Origin of the sequence: Xanthomonas hydrangeae (assembly GCF_032697525.1) — a bacterium.
Classification (GTDB): Bacteria; Pseudomonadota; Gammaproteobacteria; order Xanthomonadales; family Xanthomonadaceae; genus Xanthomonas; species Xanthomonas hydrangeae.
Genome location: NZ_CP103836.1, coordinates 3,353,935 through 3,376,417 on the forward strand (window position 1 = coordinate 3,353,935; position 22,483 = coordinate 3,376,417).

Annotated in this window: 18 protein-coding genes; 10 read left to right on the plus strand and 8 right to left on the minus strand. The window is 65.5% G+C overall.

From position 1 onward, the window contains the following. Positions 1-89: 89 nt before the first annotated feature. From NYR97_RS14310 to NYR97_RS14355, 10 genes are all read left to right on the plus strand, one after another. Positions 90-2,171 (plus strand): phosphocholine-specific phospholipase C, encoded by a 2,082-nt coding sequence (locus tag NYR97_RS14310; RefSeq protein ID WP_316694041.1) that lies wholly within the window; start codon positions 90-92, stop codon positions 2,169-2,171. Positions 2,172-2,389: 218 nt separating this feature from the next. Then, positions 2,390-3,034, plus strand: coding sequence for a histidine phosphatase family protein (locus tag NYR97_RS14315; RefSeq protein ID WP_115039917.1), 645 nt, complete (start codon positions 2,390-2,392; stop codon positions 3,032-3,034). Positions 3,035-3,123: 89 nt separating this feature from the next. Next, a complete protein-coding gene (locus NYR97_RS14320; protein WP_425613078.1) occupies positions 3,124-3,624 on the plus strand; it encodes a hypothetical protein in 501 nt (166 codons plus the stop codon). A 136-nt stretch (positions 3,625-3,760) separates the two neighbouring features. Beyond that, the gene (gene folC, locus NYR97_RS14325) at positions 3,761-5,053 is read left to right on the plus strand and encodes a bifunctional tetrahydrofolate synthase/dihydrofolate synthase (RefSeq protein WP_316694047.1); all 1,293 of its coding nucleotides are present in this window, start codon (positions 3,761-3,763) and stop codon (positions 5,051-5,053) included. A 59-nt stretch (positions 5,054-5,112) separates the two neighbouring features. Next, entirely contained in the window at positions 5,113-6,165 is a 1,053-nt protein-coding gene (locus NYR97_RS14330; protein WP_316694048.1) for an SPOR domain-containing protein, read from the plus strand. 230 nt (positions 6,166-6,395) lie between these two features. After that, a complete protein-coding gene (locus tag NYR97_RS14335) occupies positions 6,396-7,142 on the plus strand; it encodes a CvpA family protein (RefSeq protein WP_316694050.1) in 747 nt (248 codons plus the stop codon). Between the two features lie 30 nt (positions 7,143-7,172). Then, entirely contained in the window at positions 7,173-8,639 is a 1,467-nt protein-coding gene (gene purF / locus NYR97_RS14340; protein WP_205392263.1) for an amidophosphoribosyltransferase, read from the plus strand. Positions 8,640-8,700: 61 nt separating this feature from the next. Then, positions 8,701-9,504 (plus strand): ferritin-like domain-containing protein, encoded by an 804-nt coding sequence (locus NYR97_RS14345; RefSeq protein ID WP_180315541.1) that lies wholly within the window; start codon positions 8,701-8,703, stop codon positions 9,502-9,504. 188 nt (positions 9,505-9,692) lie between these two features. Beyond that, the gene (locus NYR97_RS14350; RefSeq protein WP_316694052.1) at positions 9,693-10,946 is read left to right on the plus strand and encodes a zinc-dependent metalloprotease; all 1,254 of its coding nucleotides are present in this window, start codon (positions 9,693-9,695) and stop codon (positions 10,944-10,946) included. A gap of 136 nt (positions 10,947-11,082) precedes the next feature. Beyond that, entirely contained in the window at positions 11,083-11,502 is a 420-nt protein-coding gene (locus NYR97_RS14355) for a hypothetical protein (protein WP_316694053.1), read from the plus strand. A gap of 31 nt (positions 11,503-11,533) precedes the next feature. Here NYR97_RS14355 and lpxH read toward each other — a convergent pair whose 3' ends face one another. The 8 genes from lpxH to NYR97_RS14395 form a co-directional block, all read right to left on the minus strand. Then, a complete protein-coding gene (gene lpxH, locus NYR97_RS14360) occupies positions 11,534-12,277 on the minus strand; it encodes a UDP-2,3-diacylglucosamine diphosphatase (protein ID WP_205392260.1) in 744 nt (247 codons plus the stop codon). A 323-nt stretch (positions 12,278-12,600) separates the two neighbouring features. Beyond that, positions 12,601-13,143, minus strand: coding sequence for a phosphatase PAP2 family protein (locus tag NYR97_RS14365; RefSeq protein WP_043909856.1), 543 nt, complete (start codon positions 13,141-13,143; stop codon positions 12,601-12,603). Continuing rightward, complete coding sequence (locus NYR97_RS14370) at positions 13,124-14,260, minus strand: glycosyltransferase family 4 protein (protein ID WP_205392259.1); 1,137 nt, start codon at positions 14,258-14,260, stop codon at positions 13,124-13,126. The genes NYR97_RS14365 and NYR97_RS14370 overlap by 20 nt, the downstream gene beginning before the upstream one ends. 222 nt (positions 14,261-14,482) lie before the next feature. After that, positions 14,483-16,003: an exopolyphosphatase gene (gene ppx / locus NYR97_RS14375; protein WP_316698242.1), complete on the minus strand. Its 1,521-nt coding sequence runs from the start codon at positions 16,001-16,003 to the stop codon at positions 14,483-14,485. Between the two features lie 283 nt (positions 16,004-16,286). Continuing rightward, a complete protein-coding gene (gene ppk1, locus NYR97_RS14380) occupies positions 16,287-18,389 on the minus strand; it encodes a polyphosphate kinase 1 (RefSeq protein WP_104551379.1) in 2,103 nt (700 codons plus the stop codon). A gap of 121 nt (positions 18,390-18,510) precedes the next feature. Then, positions 18,511-19,839, minus strand: a complete 1,329-nt coding sequence (gene phoR, locus NYR97_RS14385; RefSeq protein ID WP_316694060.1) for a phosphate regulon sensor histidine kinase PhoR — start codon at positions 19,837-19,839, stop codon at positions 18,511-18,513. 79 nt (positions 19,840-19,918) lie between these two features. Further along, positions 19,919-20,608: a phosphate regulon transcriptional regulator PhoB gene (gene phoB / locus NYR97_RS14390; protein WP_006451737.1), complete on the minus strand. Its 690-nt coding sequence runs from the start codon at positions 20,606-20,608 to the stop codon at positions 19,919-19,921. Positions 20,609-20,803: 195 nt separating this feature from the next. Further along, positions 20,804-22,477: a M48 family metalloprotease gene (locus NYR97_RS14395; RefSeq protein ID WP_316694067.1), complete on the minus strand. Its 1,674-nt coding sequence runs from the start codon at positions 22,475-22,477 to the stop codon at positions 20,804-20,806. Positions 22,478-22,483: the final 6 nt, after the last annotated feature.

Below are 22,483 nucleotides of genomic sequence, written 5' to 3' on the forward strand. Positions count from 1 at the left end.
CTTAAAACTGTCGCGCTTGCCGGATATACGTGTCGTGTCCAGCCGCCACCTGCGGCCATGCACCCGTATTTCTGCCAGGTTTCGCATCCATGACGTCTTCCCCCTCGCGCCGTGATTTCCTCAAGCGCGTCGCCGCGCTGACCGCCGCCGGCGCCTTGCCGTCTTCGATCGGCCGCGCACTCGCGCTGCCGGCCAACTCACGTACCGGCACGCTGCGCGACATCGAACACGTGGTGATCCTGATGCAGGAAAATCGCTCGTTCGATCATTACTTCGGTGCGCTGCGCGGCGTACGCGGTTTCGGCGATCCGCGTCCGCTGCAGTTGCGCGATGGGCATCCGGTATGGAGCCAGCCGGCAAAGGACGGTCATCGCTTGTTGCCGTTCGCCTTCGATTCACAAAACACGTCAGCCCCGTTGATCAAAAGCCTGGATCACTCGTGGAAAGCCGGCCACGGGCAGGATCCGGTGCGCTGGGCCGAGTACGACGCCTGGGTGCCGTACAAGGGCGAATTGACGATGGGGTATTTCCAGCGTCATGACATTCCGTATTACCACGCGCTCGCCGATGCGTTCACCATTTGCGATGGTTATTTCTGTTCGTTGCATGGGCCAACCAATCCCAATCGCATGTATCTGTTTACCGGCACCAGCGGCCCGAGCGTGGGCAGTGTCGGCGCGCAAGCGGTGACCAATGCCGACGACGGCAACTGGACCGCCGACATGGCGCGCGACAAACCCGGCTACGCCGCGATGGACTGGACCACCTACGCACAGCGCCTGCAGGCCGCAGGTGTGGATTGGCGCGTGTATCAGGAATACGACAATTTCGGCTGCAACTCGCTGGCGTATTTTTCCCACTATCGCGATCTGCAGCCCGGCGACGAACGCTATCGGCGCGCGCGTGCGTGCGTGCCCGGTTCCACCGCGGACAATGCCGCCACCACGCAGGCCGATCATCTGGTCGCCGCGATCGCTGCCGATGTGCAGGCCAATCGCTTGCCGCAGGTGTCGTGGATCGTTCCGCCCACCGCCTATTGCGAACATCCGGAAGCACCGCCGGCCTACGGCGAATCGCTGGTGGCGCGTTTGATCGATGCGCTCACCGCCAATCCGGAGGTCTGGGCGAAGACTGCGCTGATCATCAATTACGACGAGAACGACGGCTTCTTCGATCATGTGCCCGCGCCATTGCCGGCGCTGGATGCGCGCATGGGGCGCAGCAATGTCGACACGCGTGGCGAAGTCTACGAGGGACTGCCGATCGGCCTGGGCATCCGCGTGCCGATGCTGGTGATCTCGCCGTGGACGCGCGGCGGCTGGGTCAACTCGCAGGTGTTCGATCACACCTCGGTACTGCGCTTGCTGGAGCGCCGTTTCGGCGTGGCCGAGCCCAACATCAGCCCGTGGCGGCGTGCGGTGAGCGGCGATCTGACCAGTGTGTTCGATTTCCGCAAGCCGGACGATTCGGCGTTGAGCGCGTTGCCGGCGATCGGCGACTATCGCGCACGCACTGCCGCGGTGAGTGGCAAACCATTGCCGGTGCCTCCGACGAAGGCCAGCATGCCGCGACAAGAGCCGGGTCAACGCCCTGCACGCGCGCTGCCGTACGCCTTGCAGGTGCATGCGCGTGTACAGAATGGAGACGGTGTGCAACTGCAGTTCGTCAACAGCGGCGCTGCTGCAGCCGCGTTCAACGTCTACACCAGCGCTGCAAGTGGCGGCCCGTGGTACTACACCGTGCTGCCCGGCACGCAGCTCGACGATGTACCGCTTGGCGCTGCACATGACGGTGCCTATGCCTTGAGCGTGCATGGGCCGAATGGATTCCTGCGCGAGTTCGCTGGCGAACTTGCAGCCGCTGTGACGCAATCGGCAGCGCCGTGGTTAGAAGCCAGGCAGGACGGCGAAATGCTGGTGCTGGAACTCGGCAATGCCGGGCGCCAACCGTGCACGCTGCAACTGCGCGCACTGGATTACGCAGACCCGACCGCGCGCGCGGTGCACCTGGCCGCAGGCCAGCGGCAAACCATCCGGCTGGCGTTGGCAGCAAGCGATCACTGGTATGACTTTGTCGTTGAGCAGCCGGGTGGGGCATTCCGCCGGCGTCTGGCCGGGCATCTGGAAACCGGCAAGCCCAGCCGCAGCGACCCGGCGTTCGGTCGCGCCTGAGGAACTGGCGCAGCGCGCGTTTTCAGCCGTGCGGGGTGGATGCTGGTGAGGCAGAAGAGCCCGGCGGCCATGCGGCCGGGCACGCCGCAAGCGGATACGGTTCGGTCAGGCATCGATTCCGCCACTGAGCGCAAACCACGGAGGGCGTGGGGCGGTATCATTCCGCTCCCGTCTGGCCGCAAGGCACGTCGGTCCCTTCCCCAAGGAATCTCTCGCGCATGCGCATCCTGCTTGCTCGTCACGGCGAGACGCCGTGGAACGCCGAAGGCCGTTATCAGGGCCAGATCGATATCCCGCTGTCGCCGGTCGGCGAAGGCCAGGCCGCTGCCCTTGGCGCGCGCCTGCAGTCGCTGGAGATCACCCGCGCGGTGGCATCGCCGCTGTCGCGTGCGCAGGCCACCGCGAAGCTGGCGCTGGGCAGTGCACGCGAGAGCTTGCTGCAGACCGATGCGGACCTGCAGGAAATCGCGCATGGCGAATGGGAAGGCTTGCTGGCCAGCGAGATCAACGACAAGGATCCGGCGCGCTTGCGTGCCTGGCGCGAAGAACCCGACACCGTGCTGATGCCCGGCGGCGAATCCTTGCGTCAGGTGCTGGACCGCAGCTGGCGCGGGCTGGTACGCGCGGCTGATGGCCTGGGCGCCGACGACACCTTGCTGGTGGTGGCGCACGATGCAGTCAACCGCGTGATCCTGTGCAAGATTCTGGGCCTGCCGTTGTCCAAGCTGTGGACCTTCCGCCAGGCACCGACCACGCTCAACCTGCTCGAAGGCGAAGATGTCGACCACCTGGAAGTGGTGCGCCTGAACGACTGTGCGCATCACACGCCGTTTTTTGGTGAAGCCAAGCATCGGGCGTTGTAAGACTGCGCTCGGCAAGGATTGTGGGTCACGCTGTGGCGCGTCATCCCGGGATCATCGCCAAGTGGCCAAAGGCGCTTCGGTACGTTGTTTTGGGGAGTGTGTCCGGCCTGTTGGCGCTAGGGGCGTTCTCCGACTTCATTCCCGCACCATTCCTGTCCGGTCGGAACTGGCTCGCGCCGATGCTGCTGCTGGGAGGTGGATTGACGGTGCTGATCGTTGTGCCGGCCTATCGTATCGGGGGATGGAAGGCGGTCGTTGGCAATAGTACAGGTCTGACGATCTGCCTGGCGCCGCCGCTGTTGGGATTCCTGTACTGGCTCGTGCTGGCCAGGGGGGCACCGTGGGTGTATACGCGGATGGCCGGTGCCAGTTTTGAAGAAACGCATGCCATGCGGACCGAGTACTTTCAGAGTGGGCGTTCGTGCAAATACAGATTGAGTGGTGGGCCGCTGGAAAATCGGTTTCCCAGCCATCTGTGCATCACCGAGGCGCTCTATCGTCGGCATCCCGATCAGCAGATGACCGTGGTGTTGACCGGTCAGCGCTCGGTGCTGGGAATGCGGATTGCAGCGATCGAAGACGTCCCGTGATCGAGGACGTCTCGACACGGATAACTGGATTTGGCAACGACAAGCACCTGTGCCTGAGCACGCCGTCGTCTTTTGTCCGAGCACGTGGCGGTCTGGAAATTCGCGATAATGCAGTTCTTCCTGCGCAGTCCTCGCCGTGAACGCAACCAACTCTCTCTCCGACTGGCTCGTCTACATCGAGCAACAGCATCCGCAGAACATCGCCATGGGCCTGGAGCGCGTGCGCGAGGTCGCTGCGCGTCTGCAGCTTGCAGCGCCGGCCACCCACGTCATCGTCGTCGGCGGCACCAATGGCAAGGGCTCCACCGTGGCCTTTATCGAGGCGATCGGGCGGGCCGCCGGCTGGAAGGTGGGTACCTACACTTCGCCGCATCTGCTGCGCTACAACGAGCGCGTGCGCATCGATGGAGACGAGGCCAGCGATGCACAACTGGTCGACGCCTTTGCAGCCGTCGAAGCGGCGCGCGGCGAGACCGCACTGACGTATTTCGAGTACGGTACGCTGGCCGCGCTATGGCTGCTGCAGCGCTCGGTGCTGGACCTGGCGGTGCTGGAAATCGGTCTGGGCGGGCGTCTGGATGCGGTGAACATCATCGATTCCGATGTGGCGGTGATCACCACCGTGGATATCGACCACACCGATTGGCTGGGCGAAGACCGCGAGGCGATCGGTACCGAGAAGGCCGGTATCATCCGCGCCTGGAAACCAGTGGTGCTGGGCGAAATCGACCCGCCGTCGAGCGTGTTGCGGCGCGCTTATCAGTTGGGCGCCAACGCAATCCGCGCCGGCAGCGATTACTTCTTCGAGCCGATCGATGCACAGCATTCCAAGACGCAGCATTGGCGCTGGCGCGATGTTGCAGTGACCCTGGAACTACCGATGCCGGCCCTGCACGCGCCGGTGCAACTGGCCAACGCCGCCGCCGCAATCGCCGCGCTGCAGGCATTGCCGGTCGAGGTGCCCCATGCGGCCTGGGCGCAGGGCATCGCCAACGCGCAAGTGGCCGGGCGCCTGCAGCGCATCGATGTCGATGGCGTGCAGGTGGTGCTGGATGTCGGCCACAACCCGCAGGCCGCGCGCGCGCTGGCCGAGGCACTCGGCGCGCAAGCGCACCCAGGCAGCATGCATGCGATCTACGCCGCATTGGCAGACAAGGACGTGCTGGGCGTAGTGGAGGCGGTGGCTGCGCGGATCGACCACTGGACGCTGGCCGGGCTGGAAGGCGCACGTGGGCAGTCGGCCGAGGCATTGCAGCAACGCCTACAGGGCACCGCCGCGGCGCAGGCGCCGTGCCATCGTGACCTCGCAAGCGCACTGCGCGCGGTACTCGCAGCAGCCACACCAGGCGATCGCGTGCTGGTGTTCGGCTCGTTTCATACCGTCGCCGACGCGCTGCACGCACTTCATTCAGGCCGCCAAGGTCGGTAGCCCGGCTGCGGCCTTATAATCGCCGCGGCAACCCGCCACGCCGCCTCTCGTCTCTTTACGTGGATACTGCTCTGAAACAGCGATTGATTGGCGCCATCGTTCTGGTGGCGCTTGCCGTGATCTTCCTGCCGATGCTGGTCAAGGGCCCTGCGCCTTCGAGCGGCGTGGCCGATGTGCCGCTCGAGGCACCCGCAGCGCCTGCCAATGGCGAGTTCGAAACCCGCGAATTGCCGCTGGTCACCCCGGGCGATGCGCCTGCCGGCGGTGCACTGGGCATGCGCGGTGCCGCCAAGGCGCCGGCAGCGGTGCAAGACAACCCGGATGCGGCCGACCTGGCCAACCCGTCCAGTGCGCCATCGGCCCCTGATGTGGCCGCCGGCAACTACGCGGTGAATTTCGGTGCCTATGCCACCAGTGCCGATGCCGATGCGGTGATCGCGCGGCTCAAGCAGGCGCAACTGCCGGGCTTCAGCGAAAAGACCCAGATCAACGGCCGCCCTGCCTGGCGCGTGCGCGTGGGGCCGTATGCCGATCAGGCCCAGGCCGAATCGGCCCGCCTGCAGGCAGTGAAGGTGCGCGGCGACGTCAACGCGCAGGTGGTGACGCTGGATGCCAATGCCGCCGCGCCAGCACCTGCAGCTGCAGCTGCACCGGCGCCTGCACCGGCCGCAAAGCCCGGCAGCAGTGTGGCAGCCGCCAGCACCACCGTGCCGACCAGGACCGAAAGCCTGCCGCCGGAACCCGCCAAGCCGGTGGCCGCCGCGCCCAAGCCTGTGCCGGCCAAGCCAGAGGTGGCCAAAGCCGAGCCGGCCAAGCCCGAACCTGCCAAGCCGGTCGTGGCTGCGCCTACCGCGCCGGCAGCGCCTGCGGCCAGTTCGGTCGGTTTTGCGGTGCAGCTAGGTGCGTTCGGCCGCGCCGAAGACGCCAATGCCCTGCGCGACCGCGTGCGCGCCGCCGGCTTCAGTGCGTTCGTCGAACAGGTCCGCACCGACAAGGGCGCGCTCAACCGCGTACGTGTCGGCCCGGTGGCCAACCGTGGCGATGCCGAGCAGTTGCGTGCGCAGGTGGCGGCCAAGGTCGGCATTTCCGGCATGGTGCGTCCGCATCCGTAAAATGGCTGCGCCGCCATCGGGTGGGCGTTGCCGGAATCAGACATCTGCATCGGCGCGACCCTTCGTACACTGCGCGTGCTGCAGGCCGTCCGCATCAAGCCTGACAGCCACGCACGACATGTCGTGCGTGGCTGTCAGATTCCCGATCGCCTCACACCCATGGAGGGGAGCGCAATGAACACCGAGCCAGGTTGCAGCAACGGCGCGCGCGCCGCGCGGAGAAGTTGGCAATGATCGACATGGTGCTGGGCGTCATCATTCTGGTGTCGGCCCTGTTGGGCTTGCTGCGCGGCTTTGTCGCGATCGTGGTCGGCACGCTGTCGTGGTTGCTGGCGGGCTGGGCCACATTCCAGTTCGGCGGCCCAGCCGCGCGCTGGATCGCCGACGGCAAGCATCCGTCGGCCACCGAGTCGTTCGGCGGCTACGCGATGGTGTTTGTCGGCGTGCTGATCACCGTAGCGGTGATCGGCATGGTGATCCGTGCCGGCGTCGATGCGGTGCGGCTCGGCGGGATGGACCGCCTGCTCGGCTTCGGCCTGGGCGTGGTGCGCGGCGGGTTTCTGGCCAGCGTGCTGGTGCTGCTGATGGGCTTCACCCCGTTGCCGCGCGAGCCGGCGTGGCGGCAATCGGTGCTGATGCCGATGCTGTCGCCGGGTGCGGGCTGGATGCGGGCGCAACTGCCGGCCTGGCGGATGCCGTCGATGGACATGCCATCGATGGAACTCGGCAACTTGCCAACGGAGTTGGGGAAGTTGCCCTCGGCAGGCAATAATACGGATCTGGGCAAGGCGCTGTCCGGGTCCGGTCTGAGCGACACCATCACGCGTGCGCTTGGGCAACCCGGTCAAGCCGCCAGCGACGGACGCGATCCGGCGCAGGTGATGCCGGCCAATATCGATCCGGCGCAGATTCGCGGCGGAGAAAGCGACCCGGCTCGGGTCGAGTCTCAAGGCCAGGCACGGCCACCTTCACAGTAACGGCGCAAGCCGCAGCGGAGAACGCGCACCATGTGTGGCATCGTCGGTATTGTCGGCAATCAGAACGTCGCCGGGCAGCTTTATGACGGCCTGACCGTCCTGCAGCATCGTGGGCAGGACGCCGCAGGCATCGCCACCGCGGATGGCACGCGCCTGCGCGTGCAAAAGGCCAACGGCCTGGTGCGCGATGTCTTCGACGAAAAGAAGATGGCGGTGCTGGAAGGCCGCGTCGGCATCGCGCATTGCCGCTACCCGACCGCCGGCTCGGAAGGCATGGACGAGGCGCAGCCGTTCTACGTCAACTCGCCCTACGGCATCGCGCTGGCGCACAACGGCAACCTGATCAACACCGAGGCCTTGCGCCAGCAGGTGTTCGAGGCCGACCGCCGCAACATCAACACCGATTCGGACAGCGAAGTGCTGCTGAACGTGTTCGCCTACGAGCTGGACGCGCAGCGCATGCTCACCCCCGAGGCGGCGATCCGCGCGGTGGCCGGTGTGCACCGCCGCTGCAAGGGCGGCTATGCGGTGGTGAGCGTGGTGCTGGGCCTGGGCCTAGTGGCATTCCGCGACCCGCACGGCATCCGTCCGCTGGTGCTGGGCAAGCGCGAGCATGCCGAAGGCACCGAATACATCGTGTCCTCCGAATCGGCGGCGCTGGACATCCTGGGCTACCAGCGCGTGCGCGATGTGCGTCCCGGCGAAGCGCTGGTGATCACCGCGCGCGGCGAGCTGTTTTCTGAAATCTGTGCCGCGCCCACCGACCATGCGCCGTGCATCTTCGAGTACGTGTACTTCGCGCGTCCCGATTCGATGATCGACAACATCTCGGTGCACAAGGCGCGCATGCGCATGGGCCTGAAGCTGGGCGAGAAGATCCTGCGCCTGCGCCCGGATCACGATATCGACACCATCATTCCGATCCCGGACACCTCGCGCGATGTAGCGCTGGAGATGTCCAACGTGCTGGGCGTGAAGTACCGCGAGGGCTTCGTCAAGAATCGCTATGTGGGCCGCACCTTCATCATGCCGGGGCAGGGCGAACGGCAGAAATCGGTGCGCCGCAAGCTCAACCCGATCCACCTGGAATTCCGCAACCGCGTGGTGTTGCTGGTCGACGATTCGATCGTGCGCGGCACCACCAGCCGGCAAATCGTGCAGATGGCGCGCGATGCCGGTGCGCGCAAGGTGTATCTGGCCTCGGCCGCGCCGCCGGTGCGTTACCCCAACATCTACGGCATCGACATGCCGGCCGCCGAAGAGCTCATCGCGCATGGCCGCAGCGAGCACGAGATCCAGGAATTCCTCGGCTGCGACTGGTTGATCTATCAGGATCTGGAAGACCTGGAAGTGGCGGTGCGCGAAGGCAACCCGGACATCAAGCAGTTCGATTCCTCGTGCTTCAACGGCGAGTACATCACCGGGATCGAGCCGGGTTATTTCCAGCGCATCCAGCAGTTGCGCTCCGACGAAGCCAAGCGCAAACGCCGCGCGTGATGGTGGTTGGGCAGCGTTGTGGAGTTGCGCTGCCCGCGAACGACGGAGCGCTGACGTGACGATGGATCTCTTGCAGGCCGCACACGCCTGCCTGCAAGCGGCCGATCCGCTGGAGAAGGTCGCGCTGACCCAGCGACATGCGGCCGCGTTCCGCGCCGGCACGCTGTCGTTGCCATCGCCGCAGGCCGCGCCACCGGCGCCGATCTGCATGCCGGGCCGGCCTGCAACGCCGGTGCTGGTGCATCCGCGCGAGGTGCCACGGCGGGGATTGGGCACGCCGGAAGGGCGCGCCGCCTTCATCCACGCCATCGCGCATATCGAACTCAACGCCATCGATCTGGCCTGGGATGCGGTGTACCGCTTCCGCGGGTTGCCGGATGCGTTCTATGCGGACTGGGTAGCGGTGGCCGACGACGAATCGCGCCACTTCATGCTGCTGCGCGCGCGATTGCAGGCGCACGACCACGACTACGGCGATTTCCCCGCGCATAACGGCCTGTGGGAAATGTGCGAGAAAACCGCGCATGACGGCCTCGCACGCATGGCCCTGGTGCCACGCGTGCTGGAAGCGCGTGGTCTGGACGTGACACCGGCCATGATCGTCAAGCTGCGCTCGCTCGGCGATATCGCCACTGCGCAGGTGCTGGAAACCATCCTGCGCGAAGAAGTGGCGCATGTAGCGGCCGGCTCGCGCTGGTATCGCTGGTATTGCGCACAGGCCGGCATCGAGCCGCGCGCGCGTTTCAAGGCGCTGCTGCGCGAATACGCCGGCGGCTATCTGCATGGACCATTCAATATCCAAGCGCGGCTGCTTGCCGGCTTCGATGAGGATGAGTTGGCCAGTCTGGTGGAGCAGGCTGGCTGAAAAAATGTGCGCGGGTTCCCTCTGCGCAGCCGCCGGAATCGCATGCATTCACGGCAAGCATCACAGAACTGTAATTTTCCTTTGCAACTACTTGCAATGTGGACTGTCACTCCGGCCTTAATGGCGTCCCGGGGGCAGGGGCCCGGTGCTTCACATCCGTTACTTCCATGTCTAAGGAGAGAGAGACGATGAAGTCGAAGTCGATGTGCACCACGGTGGGTCTGATTGCCATGTGTCTGGCCGGTTCGGCCGCCGCTGCCGGCAAACCGCTGTATCAATCCGGTCCTGCGCTGAGTCGCAGTGCAGCCGCCACCGCCACCACCGAACCCTCGCTGCAACGGGTGTTGAGCTCACCATCCACAGCCACCGCGCAGGTGGTCCAGCTCGATGCCGGCGCAGTCACCGCGTCGGAAAAGCTGCTGGAACTACAACTGGACGGCCAGACCATCACCGCCACCCAGGCCAAGGTCGATGCCCTGGAAGGCGGCGACAGCGTGTGGTACGGCAACCTGGGCCCACGCGCTGGCACGCGTGCACGCACGCTGTCGGGCGTGGATCCGCTGAACTCGGCCATTCTGGTGCGTAGCAGAGATACCGTCACTGGCACCATTCGCTACGCCGGCAAACTCTATCGCCTGCGTCCGCTGGCCGATGGCCGGCACGTGCTGGTGCAGGTGGATGAGCAGCGCATGCCGCAGGAGCATCCGGCCGAATACAGCCTGCTGCCCAAGTTCGACATGCCCGGCGACGGACGCGTCACCGCCGCCGCCGCATCGTCCGGCAGCCCGGCAACCATTCGCGTGCTGGTGGTCGCCACCAATCAGGCGGTGACTGCGTACGGCGGCAACATGCAGGCGCTGGTGCAGCTGGCGGTGGCCGAGGCCAACCAGGGCTACACCAACAGCAACGTCGGCATCACCCTGCAGCTGGCGCGTTACGAGACCACCAGCTACAGCGAAACCGGCAACTTCACCACCGACCTGCAGCGCTTCCGCGTGACCAACGACGGTTACATGGACAGCATCCACACCAGCCGCAATACGTATACCGCCGATGTGGGCGTGATCGTGTTGAACAACGCCACTTACTGCGGACTGGCATCGGGTATTGGTTCGACCGCCGCAACCGCGTTTGCATCGGTGTACTGGGATTGCGCCACCGGCTACTACAGCTTTGCGCATGAAATCGGGCACCTGCAGAGCGCACGCCACGACGCCACCAACGACCCGAGCACCTCGCCGTATGCCTACGGTCACGGCTATCGCTACGGCAACAGCTGGCGCACCATCATGGCCTACGACTGCAGCAGCGGTTGCCCGCGCCTGAACTATTGGTCCAACCCGAACATCAGCTACAACGGCATCCCGATGGGCAATGCCAGCACCGCCGACAATCAGCGCGTGCTGGTCAACACCAAGGCCACGATTGCCGGCTTCCGCTGAGGTTGACGTTGAGCGTTTCGCTGTCGGCCCGGCACTCCATGTGCCGGGCTTTTGCCGCTACACCCGCGCGCGGGTGTAGCGCAGACTAGGCGCACCGTCGGCAACTGCCGGCCTTGTCTTGTGGAGCGGAGCACTCATGTCCAAATCCTTGCGTTATGCGGTGCTGTGCCTGGCCGCACTTGCGGTTGCCGGCTGCAAACAGCAACCCGCCGAGCCGGCTCCCTCGCAATCCAAGCCCGCTGCTGTGGCGACGGCGGCGCCCACCGGCAACGATGCCGAGGCGCGCGCGCTGCATGTGCTGGAAGCGCGCTTGCAGAGCGATCATTTTTATCCGGACAACTGCATCAGCATCCTGTCCGAACAGGGCGATGCGCCCACCCCGGATGCCTTCGAATTCGCAGTGCACGAGCGCCATGGCAACGACTGCCCTGGCGACCCGCAGACCAGCCCGGTACGCGACCGCTTCCGCGTGCAAGCCGATGGCACAGTACTCTGGTACGACGTGGTCAATGCCGATTTTGTCGACTACGCCGAGCATGCGCGTAGCGTGCAGTGATGCCTGTGCTCGCTAGGTTCTCTAAGCGACGCTAAAGCGCCAACTGCTCCAGCGCGATGCTATCGGCCTCCACACGCAACACCGAGCCTTGTTCGTACCAGTCGCCCAGCACGATGCGCGTGCAGGTCTGGCCACCGGCCTGCAGCGTATGAACGTTGGGGCGATGGGTATGACCGTGGATCAAGCGATCTACGCCATAGCGCACGAAGGTCGCTTCCACTTCGGCCGGTGCGACGTCGGTAACGGTTTCGAAGCGCGATTGATCGCCCTGCTTGAGTTCCGATTGACGCGCCTGGCTTGCCGCGCGCGCCTGCTGCGCGAACGCCACCCGTGCGGCCAGCGGCTGGGCCAGGAACTGCGCCTGAAACACCGGGTCGCGCGTCTGCGCACGGAACGCCTGATAGGCGGTGTCGTCGGTGCATAGCAGATCGCCGTGCATCAGCAGCGTCGGATGCCCGTACAGATCGATGACGGTGGGGTCGGGCAGGATGCGGAAGCCGGCGCGCTGTGCATAGGTCTGGCCAACCAGAAAATCGCGATTGCCCGCCATGAAGAACACCGGCACGCCGCTATCGGCGACGGCATGCAGCGCAGTGGCGACCGCGTCTGCGGCGGTCGACGGGGTGTCATCGCCGATCCAGGCTTCGAACAGATCGCCGAGGATGTAGAGCGCGTCGCTGCCGGGCACCTGCGTGCGCAGGAAGTCCAGAAACAGCTCAGTAATCGCCGGCCGGGCCGGATCCAGATGCAGGTCGGAAATGAACAGGGTCGTCATTGCGCCATTGTACGGCGGGAGCGCAGGACGGGAACCGGGGTGCTGGGGTAGGCAGCGTGAGCAGGACAGGCACGGAGCGAATCCCCTCTCCCTGCGGGAGAGGGGTAGGGGTGAGGGTACGGGGCGAAGCCACACGCTGAAGTTGCAATTGCTGCGTGTTGGCTTTTTATCAACCTTCGCGAGAGATCTTCTACGGCGAGTGCGCGAGGCTTCGCACGTACCCTCATCCGCCCCTGCGGGGCACCTTCTCCCGAGGGGAGAAGGGAGTGCTGAGGCACGTTACTTATCTGGGCGGATCACTCGGGCCGACCGGGCCTGATTGATTATCCCAGCAACACCGGCAATCCCCACAACGACAAACTGGCCAGCACCACTCCGATCGCGGTCGCAGCCAGCACATCGCTCGGATAGTGCAGCCCCAACACCACCCGCGACAGCGCCACGCCCGCCGAGAACGGCACCAGCAACGGTGCCAGCCACGGATAGTAGGCCAGCGCCACGATGCTGAAGGACACCGCGTGCAAGGTGTGGCCGGACGGAAAACTGAACTCGTCCAGCGGCGCGACCCAGGCGCGAATGCGCACGTCGGCTGCATACGGGCGCGGCCGCCGCGTCCAGCGTTTGAGCGACTTGTACAAGGTCAGCGCGAGCACGCCGGTGGCCGCCATGTGCGCAGATGCGCGCACGCCGTCCATGCCGTCGAGCAGCACCAACAGGCCCATCAGGCCATACCAGAACACCCCATCGCCCAGCCGGCTGATGGTGGCGAACGCGCGCCGCACCGGGTGACGCCGGCACCAGTGATTGGCGCGTCGGCACCAGCGCGCTTCGTGACCGCGTAGAACCTCAAGCCGCGTTGCCGACATAACGCCCCCGTGCAGCAGTGATGCCCAGCAACAAGGCTTCGAAATCGGACACCACATTGTCCGGATGCAGTTTCTGCATCGCCTGTGCAGCCGAAGCGCCCATGCGCTGGCGCATCGCGTCGTCGTCGGTGAGTGCGACGGCGGCCTGGATAAACGCCGCGTCGGTCTCGACTGCCGCGCCGCTGTGACCGCTGCGCAGATACTCGCGTGCAGCGCCGTAATCGAAAGCGACCGTGGCCACACCGCTGGCCATCGCCTCCAGGGTCACGTTGCCGAAGGTCTCGCTGCGGCTGGGGAACAGAAACAGATCGCCGCTGGCGAAGTGGCGCGCCAGCGCCTCGCCGCGCTGGATGCCGCAGAAAATGAAATCGGGATTCTCGTGCGCGATCTTTTCGCGGGCCGGGCCATCGCCCACCCACACGAAGCGTGCCTTCGGGCGAATCTGCTGCAGCTTGCGAAAGGCATGGATGGCAAGTGGCAGGTTCTTTTCGTTGGCGATGCGTCCGACGTAGATCGCAGCGAAGCCTTCGCCTTCGATCCCCCATTCGGCCCGCAGGGCGTGATCGCGTCGCGCCGGGTCGAACTGCTGGTTGTCCACCGCGCGCGCCAGCAATTGCACGCGCTCGAATCCGCCCTCGCGCAGGAACTGCTGCAATTCGCGCGTCGGCACCAGGGTGGCATCGGCCTGGTTATGAAAGCGCCGCATCCAGCGCAACGCGGTGCCTTGCAGCCAGGCGGCGCCGTAGTCGGGCAGGTATTCGTCAAAACGCGTATGGAAGCCGGTAGCGACCGGGATACCGAGCCGACGCGCTGCGCGCATCGCCGACCAGCCCAAGGGGCCTTCCGTGGCCACATAGATCGCATCCGGTTGCGTGATTCGCCAATGACGGATGAGGCGCTGCGTTGCCGGCAGCCCGAATTTCAGCCCCGGATAGCGCGGCAGCGAGGCGCCGCGCACTAACAATGCAGTCGCCGGTTCCGTATCGCCGCTCTGACGCGGGCGCACCACGTCCACCTGATGTCCGCGTGCGCGCAGGCCGGTTTCCAGGCCGTGCACGGTCAGCGCCACACCGTTGACTTCGGGGGGATAGGTTTCGGTAACGATCGCGTAGCGCATGCCCGTTCTCCGGTTTTGGCTAGCTTCCGGGAGAGCGATGGCATGGATGTTGCGACGATAAGTCGCGGCGGTGACAGTAGAGCCGGGAATGGGGAATGGGGAATCGCAAAGGCAGCGTGCTGCACTCGTTTAGCGCAATCGCCACCAGTCAGAACTTCTCAGAGCTCCGTGGTCGACTATTCCCGAATCCCCATTCCCGATTCCCGCCTGAGGCCACCGGCCTCAGGTCACAAACGGTTTGAACGCGATTCCCAGTCCGGCCATGCTTTCGACTTCGCCAATCAGATCGGCGCGCAGCAACGGGCGCGAGTCGATCCAGCTTTGCGACAGGATCAATGACAGCCGGGTGTCATCGGCAGTGAGTTCCAGGGTCGGAATCGGGTCGGACTCGTGCGCGCGATGCAGCAGCACTGCCAGCCGCAACAATGCGGCCTTGCGTCGGGTCGGCAGCAACAAACGATCCGGCAGCGCCTCGAACGCGGTCTTGGGCACGTTGCGGCGGTGCGTGCGCACCAGCGACGCCAGCACCTGCTGCTCCTGCCGCGAGAAACCGGCGATATCCGAATGCTCCAGGATGTAGCTGCCGTGCACGTGATATTGGCTGTGCGCGATGATCAGCCCCAGCTCGTGCAGGCGCGCGGCGCGGCGTAACACCTGCGCATCGTCGCCATCCAGTTGCCAGGATTCGCAGACCTGATCGAACAGGCGGCAGGCGGTGGCTTCCACGCGCTGGGCCTGCACTTCGTCGATCCCGTAGCGCTGCACCAACGAGGCCACCGAGCTGTCGCGCGGATCGTTCTCGCCGCCGCGGCCGAGCATGTCGTACAGAATGCCTTCGCGCATCGCCGCCTTGCTGACCATCAGCTTCTCCAGCCCCAGGGCCTGGAATGCAGCCTCAAGCACCAGAATGCCGCCGGCAATGATTGGGCGCCGCTCGGCAGCCAATCCGGGCAACTGGATGTCTTCGATGCGCTTGGCCTTGAGCAGTTCATCGCGCAGCGCCGGCAGCGCCTCGGCGGTGATCGCGCCCTTGGTGAGCTTCATCGCTGCGCAAATCTCGCCGATGGCCTTGTGGGTGCCTGACGAGCCGATCGCCTCATGCCAGCCCAGCGCCTTGTACTGATTGGCGAACTGCTGGAACTCGGCGCCGATCTCGGTCAGCGCGTCCTTCCATTTTTTCTTCGACAACTTGCCGCCGGGGAAAAAACGTCGTGTGCTGGCGATACAGCCGGCCTGCAGACTTTCGCGTTCCAGCGTCTGAAAACCGCGGCCGATGATGAACTCGGTCGAGCCGCCGCCGATGTCGATCACCAGCCGGCGCTGATCGGGCTTGGGCGGCTGCGCATGCGCAACGCCCAGATAGATCAGGCGCGCTTCCTCGCGGCCGCTGACCACTTCGATCGCATGCCCCAGCGCAGTTTCGGCCGGCATCAGGAACGCTTGCGGCGAACGCAGCTGACGCACCGTGTTGGTGGCCAGCGCACGCACGCGCAACGACGGCACCTCACGGATGCGCTGGCCAAAGCGCGCCAGGCATTCGAGCGCGCGCTGGCGTGCTTCGTTGGAGAGGCCACCTTTGCCATCCAGGCCATCGGCCATGCGCACGGTCTCGCGCAGGCGATCGACGACGCGCAGCTGACCCATCAGGTAGCGCGCAATGACCATGTGGAAACTGTTGGAGCCCAAGTCGATGGCGGCAAGGTAATCGCCGTCGCGCAGGGGCGGTATCGTGGGGGAGGGCATTGGCATGGCCGCATGGTAGCCGATGGATGGTTGGCCCCGTGAGAGTGGTGATCAAAACGACTGCACGCACCGCCAGGCAGCCACGTTCGATGCTCGCTGCGACATGTACTGCGCGTACAGGCCGGTTCTTTGCGCTGTCTGCAGCCAGCGGTCGACCGCGCGACCAAGCGCGGAGTGCGGTCTGTGTGCACGGTATCGGCAGCGTCGATGCTGCGCACACCAAGGCCGAAGCGATGCACCAATCACCGACGCAACACGCAGATGGCGTTGTGTCGGTTGCCGCCTAGACCCGATCGAGCAAGGTCATCTGCGCCGAATGCGCCGGCTCGCCGGGGCCAGGCGTGCGCTTGTGATAAACGCCTTCGGCATCCAGCTCCCAGGCGTTGACGTTGTCGTCCAGGTAGTTCTGCAACGCTTCGCGATAGACCCGCTTGGCCAGGTCCGGGTCCAGGATCGGGAAGCAGGTCTCTACGCGCCGCAACAGATTGCGTTCCAGCCAGTCAGCGCTGGCGCAATACAGTTCCGCCGCACCATCGTTGCCGAACCAGTACACGCGGCTGTGCTCCAGAAACCGCCCCACGATCGAACGCACGCGGATGTTGTCGGAGAAGCCCGGCACGCCCGGCCGCAGCGTGCAGGCGCCGCGCACGATCAGATCGATCTGCACACCGGCTTGCGACGCCGCGTACAACGCGCGCACCACCTGCGGCTCGTTGAGGGCATTCATCTTGGCGATGATGCGGCCCGGGCGCCCATTGCGGGCCAGCCGGGTCTCGCGTTCGATCCGCTTCAGCACCCCGGTATGCAGGGTAAACGGCGATTGCAGCAACTGCTCCAGCTTCATGCGCGGTGCAAGACCGGACAATTGCTGAAACAGCATGTGCACATCGTTGCCGATTTCCACGTCCGCCGTGATCAGGCTGATGTCGGTGTACAGACGCGCGGTGCCGCTGTGGTAATTGCCGGTGCCCAGATGGACGTAGCGTTTGAGCTTGCGGCCCTCGCGGCGCACGATCAGCAGCATCTTGGCGTGCGTCTTGAAGCCGACCACGCCGTAGACCACCTGCACGCCTGCTTCCTGCAGCTTGTCGGCCAGGCCCAGATTGGCTTCTTCGTCGAAGCGCGCACGCAGTTCCACCACAACGGTGACGTCCTTGCCGTTACGCGCGGCCAGGATCAGCGCATCGACAATCAACGAATCCTTGCCGGTGCGGTACAGCGTCTGCTTGATCGCCAGCACGTTCGGGTCGACTGCGGCCTGGCGAATCACGTCCAGCACCGCAGTGAACGCATCGAAGGGATGATGCAACAACACATCGCCCTTCTTGACGATCTCGAAGATGCCGTCGTTGTCGCGCAAGGTGCGCGGATTGAACAACGGGTACTTGAGTTCCGGGCGCTGCACCAGATCGTAGACCTGGGTGACACGGCTCAGATTGACCGGCCCGACGATGCGGTACACCGCGTTTTCGTTCAGGCCGAAGTTCTGCAGCAGGGTACGCATGATCGGCGACGGGCAGTCGTGCGCGATCTCCAGCCGCACCGCCGGCCGGTAGCCGCGCGTGACCAACTCGTCGCGCAAGGCCAAGGCCAGGTTTTCGACTTCTTCCTCGTCCACCACCAACTCGGAGTTGCGGGTCACACGGAACTGATACGAGCCCTTGACCTGCATGCCCGGGAACAGCTCATCCACAAACTCGGACAGCACCGAAGACAGAAACACAAAGCTCTGCGTTCCCTCCGGCGACAGACTGGCCGGCAACTGGATGATGCGCGGCAACGAACGCGGCGCCCGCACGATGGCCAGATGGCCGGCGCGGCCGAATGCATCCTGGCCGTCCAGCACCACCACGATGTTCAAGGTCTTGTTGAGAATCTTCGGGAACGGATGCGCCGGGTCCAGGCCGAGCGGCGACAGCACCGGCATGATCTCGTTGCGGAAGTACGCGCGCAGCCAGCGCTTCTGGCGCGAGTTCCACGTCGAGCGGCCCAGCACCGCCACCCCGGCAGTTTCCATCGCCGGGCGTAGCACTTCGTTCCACGCGTGGTACTGCTGCTCGACCAGCTTCGCCGCGCGATCGTGCACGGCATTGAGGATGGCGGTGGGGCTCAGCCCATCGGGTGCCGGCGGCAATCCGAATTCCTGCGCGTGCCGGACGGTGGCCGCGCGGATTTCGAAGAATTCGTCCAGGTTGGTGCAGGAAATGCACAGGAAGCGCAGCCGTTCCAGCAACGGGACCTGCTCATCCAGCGCCTGCGCCAGCACCCGGAAATTGAAATCCAGCTGCGACAGTTCGCGGTTGATATACAGCGACGGCTCGCGCAACGGATCGGCGGCGATCTCTTCGGAAGAGGCAGTGTCGTGGGAGTGTTTGGCGTGGCCCATGGAGTCGATCATCAAGACGGAATGGAATGCGTCGTTAGCGCGCGCAACATGCAGCGCGGTGCGACTTGGCGCGCGCTGCGCAGGTGCATCGCACCGCGCTGCGGCGCGCACCCACTACATATCACGCCGAGCGTGACAGTGGCAGGGACTGATCGCGCTGCACCACGCGTGCAGCCACAAAATGACACGAGAATTCGCTGCCGCGCCCGACTTCGCTTTCGATCTCCAGCCGCGCCTGATGCAGCCCCAGGATGTGCTTGACGATCGACAACCCCAACCCGGTCCCGCCGCTCTCGCGCGAGCGGCTGCTGGAGACGCGATAGAAGCGCTCGGTGATGCGCGGCAGATGCGAGGCGGGAATGCCGTAGCCGGTGTCGCGCACCGCCAATGCCGCGCCATCGCCGTCGCGCACGAAGCGGATCGTCACCTTGCCGCCGCCCGGCGTATAGCGCACTGCGTTGGTGACCAGATTGGAGAACGCGCTATGCAGTTCCTTGTTGGAGCCAAGCAGATCCACGCCGGCCTCGTCGAACACTTCCACCGTATGCCGGCCCTGGCTGTGCGCTTCCGCTTCGCGGCGTAGCGTGGACAGCATCGGCGCCATCGCCACGTGTTCCTCGCCGAGTTCTTCCTGCGATTCCAGCCGCGACAGCGTCAGCAGATCTTCGACCAGCTGCGCCATGCGCTGCGACTGCTTGCGCATCTCCGCCAACATCGGGCCCGAGTCGGGGAAGTCCTCCGGATCGAGCATGTCCAGATAGCCGTGCACCACCGTCAACGGCGTGCGCAGTTCGTGCGAGACATTGGCCACGAAGTCGCGGCGCACCTGCTCCAGCCGCAGCAGTTTGCTGACATCGCGCGCCACCAGCAGCCAGTAATCGTCGGAATAGGGGATCAGGCGCAGATTCAGACGTAGGTCCGGATCGACCGGCGAGGCCGCATCGAGCATGGGTTCTGCATTGCGACCGGCCGCCAGCCAATGCGCCAACGGCAACGGCTGCAGCCGCTCCACCACCGACACGCCCATATCGCCGGGATGATGCAGGCCAAGCAGGCCACCGGCGGCCTTGTTGAACCACTGCACACGCTGGCTGTTGCGATCCACCACCACCACCGCATCGGGCAACGCCTGTGCGGCGGCGCGGTAGGTGCGCAGCATATCGATCAGGCGACGCTTGCGCCCGCGCATTTCGGCCTGGCTGCGATAGAGCAGCCGATCCAGTTCGTTCCAGGCACCGACGCCGGCCGCGGGTTCGGCACGCTGGCGTGCAGTGAGCCGCCGCAATACCTGGCGCAGCCGCCAGTAATGCCAGGCCAGCACGCCCAGCGCGGTCAGCGTCAGCGCCATCCACACATGTTCGATCAGCACGCCGGCCACTACGGCGGCGCCCAGCAACAGCGCCAGGGTGCCGAGCGTCTTGAACCAGGCGGAACGAATATGTTGGGGCATGGAAGGCGTTACCACGGAGCGTCGGGTAGGCATGCAACCCGGCCGGTGTCAGCGGCCGGGCCGGCCTGTGCGGCAGGCATCAGGCGGCCGAAGAGAAACGGTAGCCCGAGCCGCGCACGGTCTGCACCATGTTTTCCAGGCCGAACGGTTCCAGCGTCTTGCGCAGGCGGCGGATGTGCACGTCGATGGTGCGCTCTTCCACGTATACGCTGCCCCCCCAGACATGATCCAGCAACTGGGTGCGCGTATACACGCGCTCCGGATGTGTCATGAAAAAGTGCAGCAAGCGGTATTCGGTCGGGCCGATCGGCACCGGCGCGTCGCCGGCGAACACCCGGTGCGCGGCGCCATCGATGCGCAGCCGGCCCACGGCCACGCTGCCGTCTTCGTCGTCCTCGCGGGTGCGGCGCATCACCGCACGGATCCGCGCCAGCAACTCGCGCGCCGAGAACGGCTTGACCACGTAATCGTCGACCCCGGCTTCCAGGCCGCCGACGCGGTCGTTTTCCTCGCCGCGCGCGGTCAGCATGATGATCGGAATCTCGCGGGTCAGCGATTCCTTGCGCCAGCGCCGCGCCAGGTCCAGCCCGCTGGTGCCTGGCAGCATCCAGTCCAGCAGGATCAGGTCCGGCACACGGTCGGCGATGGCGGTCTGCGCCTCGCGGGCGTCGCCAGCATGGATGGGTTCGAACTCGCCCTTGCGCAGCGCGAACGCCACCATGTCGCGGATTGCGGGTTCGTCGTCGACGATCAGGATGCGTTTCTGCACGCGGGGCTTACCGTCTGGCTTCGATGGTCGCCAGTAGACTACGGTTTTGTGACTCTAATGTGACATGGCAGGCGTATTACGTCGTTCGCAACATCAATAAGCGGGCTGTGCTGCGAGGCGCCAGGTCGTCGTTGCGGCATCGAGCACGCGATTTGTCATTCCGGACAGCGAAGCCACCGCACTGCATCACATGCGCTAACGCGTGGACAGATCCGGGTCGCGGATGCCCTGGCGGCGCAGTTCCAGCACGGTGGGCGTAATGGCGGCAATGCGGGCGTCCACGCGCGCACGTGTCACATAATCGAGATCTTTCTTCTTCAGCGCCTCCAGCTGGATCAGCGCCTGTTCGGCGCGACCATTCAAGTACGCGGATTCGGCATAGGCCTCGCTGGCGCGCAGCTGGTCGCCTGCCAGTTCGCAGGCGCGGGCGTAGGTCTGCTGCAACAACGCATCGTCGCTGTTGCGATACAGCAGCGGCTCCAGCACCTGACGCGCGCGCTGACCGGATGTCTCGGTCGCCTGCTCGTTGAGCGCGCCGGCATAGGTCAGCGCCACCGCACGGTTGGTCGGCAATTGCTTGAGCAGCGCATCGAAACGCGCATTGGCCACCTCGCGCTGGCCCACGCGCGCCTGCGCCTCGCTCAGGCCCAGCGTCAGCCATAAATTATCCGGATGCGCCTCCAGCAGGCTGGCCAGTTCGGCCACCGGCTCGCTCGGCCGCCCGCCGCTGTTGCGCAGGCGCGCCAGCGCCAGCCCGTAACGCTGCGCGTCGGTCAGGCCGTTCTTGGCACTGCGGCGCAGGGTCTCGTACTCGCGAATGGCCGCATCCGGCGTGGCGGCGCTGAGCACGCGCAGGCGCTCCTTGGCCCAGGCGAAGCCCTGCTGTTCGCCGCTGCGGCTGAGCGCATCCACCGGCAACCGCAGCGCATACGGAAGGATCGTGTTGCCGTTGCGGCTCAATGGCTCCGACAACGACGGGTCGGAGGGATTCACGCGCTCCTGGCGCGTGTCGCCCGGCACCGAGGTGGTCAGTACCACGGTGTTCTTCTTCATCTGTTCGGCGCGCGCCTTGGCTTCGCTGATGCGGGTGACGGTGACCGGGTGGGTCTGCAGGAAGTCCGGCGCGCTGTAACCGCCCTCGTTGGCGCGCATCGCCACCGACATGCGCTCGAAGAAGCCGGCCATCGCATCCACGTCGTAGCCGCTGCGCACCAGCGTGCGGATGCCCAGTCGGTCGGCTTCGGATTCGTTGGAGCGGGTGTAGTCGATCTGGCGCTGCTGCATCAGCCCCATCGCGCTGGTGATGCCGGCCATGGTGGCATCGCCCTTGGAATTGCCGCCGGCCTGTTGCGCGGCGACCACGGCCGCCAGCATGCCGAGCAGGATCGGGATCTGATCGCGCTGCGCCCGCTCCACCCCGCGCAGCACGTGCTGCTGGGTGACATGGGCGATTTCGTGCGACAGCACCGCGGCCACCTCGTCCTCGCGCTCGGCAGTCAGCACCAGCCCGGCATTGACCGCGATGTAGCCGCCCAGGGTGGCGAAGGCATTGATCTGGCGGTCGCGCAACATGAAAAACGTAAACGGCTGCTGCGGCTGCTGCGGCTGCTGCGGCTGCTGCGGCTGGTCGCTGTTGGCGCCCAGCCGGGTGCCCATGGTCTGCAGCCAATCGGTGACCAGCGGGTCGTCGAGCACATAGTCGTAGTTGCGCAACTCGGCCAGCATCATCTTGCCGTATTCGGCCTGGCGCGCCGGGGTCAGCAACTCGCCGGCAGACGAACCGATATCGGGCAGGCGACTTTCCTGCGCAGGTGCCACACCCATGGCAACGGCCAGCGTGAGGGCGGTGGCGAGCGGTAGCAGGCGCAAGTGGAA

What these genes read in the sequence shown, in the direction of transcription:
- NYR97_RS14310 (WP_316694041.1), top strand. Translation starts at nt 90, where the DNA reads ATGACGTCTTCCCCCTCGCGCCGTGATTTCCTCAAGCGCGTCGCCGCG.
- NYR97_RS14315 (WP_115039917.1), top strand. Translation starts at nt 2,390, where the DNA reads ATGCGCATCCTGCTTGCTCGTCACGGCGAGACGCCGTGGAACGCCGAA.
- NYR97_RS14335 (WP_316694050.1), top strand. Translation starts at nt 6,396, where the DNA reads ATGATCGACATGGTGCTGGGCGTCATCATTCTGGTGTCGGCCCTGTTG.
- purF (WP_205392263.1), top strand. Translation starts at nt 7,173, where the DNA reads ATGTGTGGCATCGTCGGTATTGTCGGCAATCAGAACGTCGCCGGGCAG.
- NYR97_RS14345 (WP_180315541.1), top strand. Translation starts at nt 8,701, where the DNA reads ATGGATCTCTTGCAGGCCGCACACGCCTGCCTGCAAGCGGCCGATCCG.
- NYR97_RS14350 (WP_316694052.1), top strand. Translation starts at nt 9,693, where the DNA reads ATGAAGTCGAAGTCGATGTGCACCACGGTGGGTCTGATTGCCATGTGT.
- NYR97_RS14355 (WP_316694053.1), top strand. Translation starts at nt 11,083, where the DNA reads ATGTCCAAATCCTTGCGTTATGCGGTGCTGTGCCTGGCCGCACTTGCG.
- lpxH (WP_205392260.1), bottom strand. Translation starts at nt 12,277, where the DNA reads ATGACGACCCTGTTCATTTCCGACCTGCATCTGGATCCGGCCCGGCCG.
- NYR97_RS14365 (WP_043909856.1), bottom strand. Translation starts at nt 13,143, where the DNA reads ATGTCGGCAACGCGGCTTGAGGTTCTACGCGGTCACGAAGCGCGCTGG.
- NYR97_RS14370 (WP_205392259.1), bottom strand. Translation starts at nt 14,260, where the DNA reads ATGCGCTACGCGATCGTTACCGAAACCTATCCCCCCGAAGTCAACGGT.
- ppx (WP_316698242.1), bottom strand. Translation starts at nt 16,003, where the DNA reads ATGCCCTCCCCCACGATACCGCCCCTGCGCGACGGCGATTACCTTGCC.
- ppk1 (WP_104551379.1), bottom strand. Translation starts at nt 18,389, where the DNA reads ATGGGCCACGCCAAACACTCCCACGACACTGCCTCTTCCGAAGAGATC.
- phoR (WP_316694060.1), bottom strand. Translation starts at nt 19,839, where the DNA reads ATGCCCCAACATATTCGTTCCGCCTGGTTCAAGACGCTCGGCACCCTG.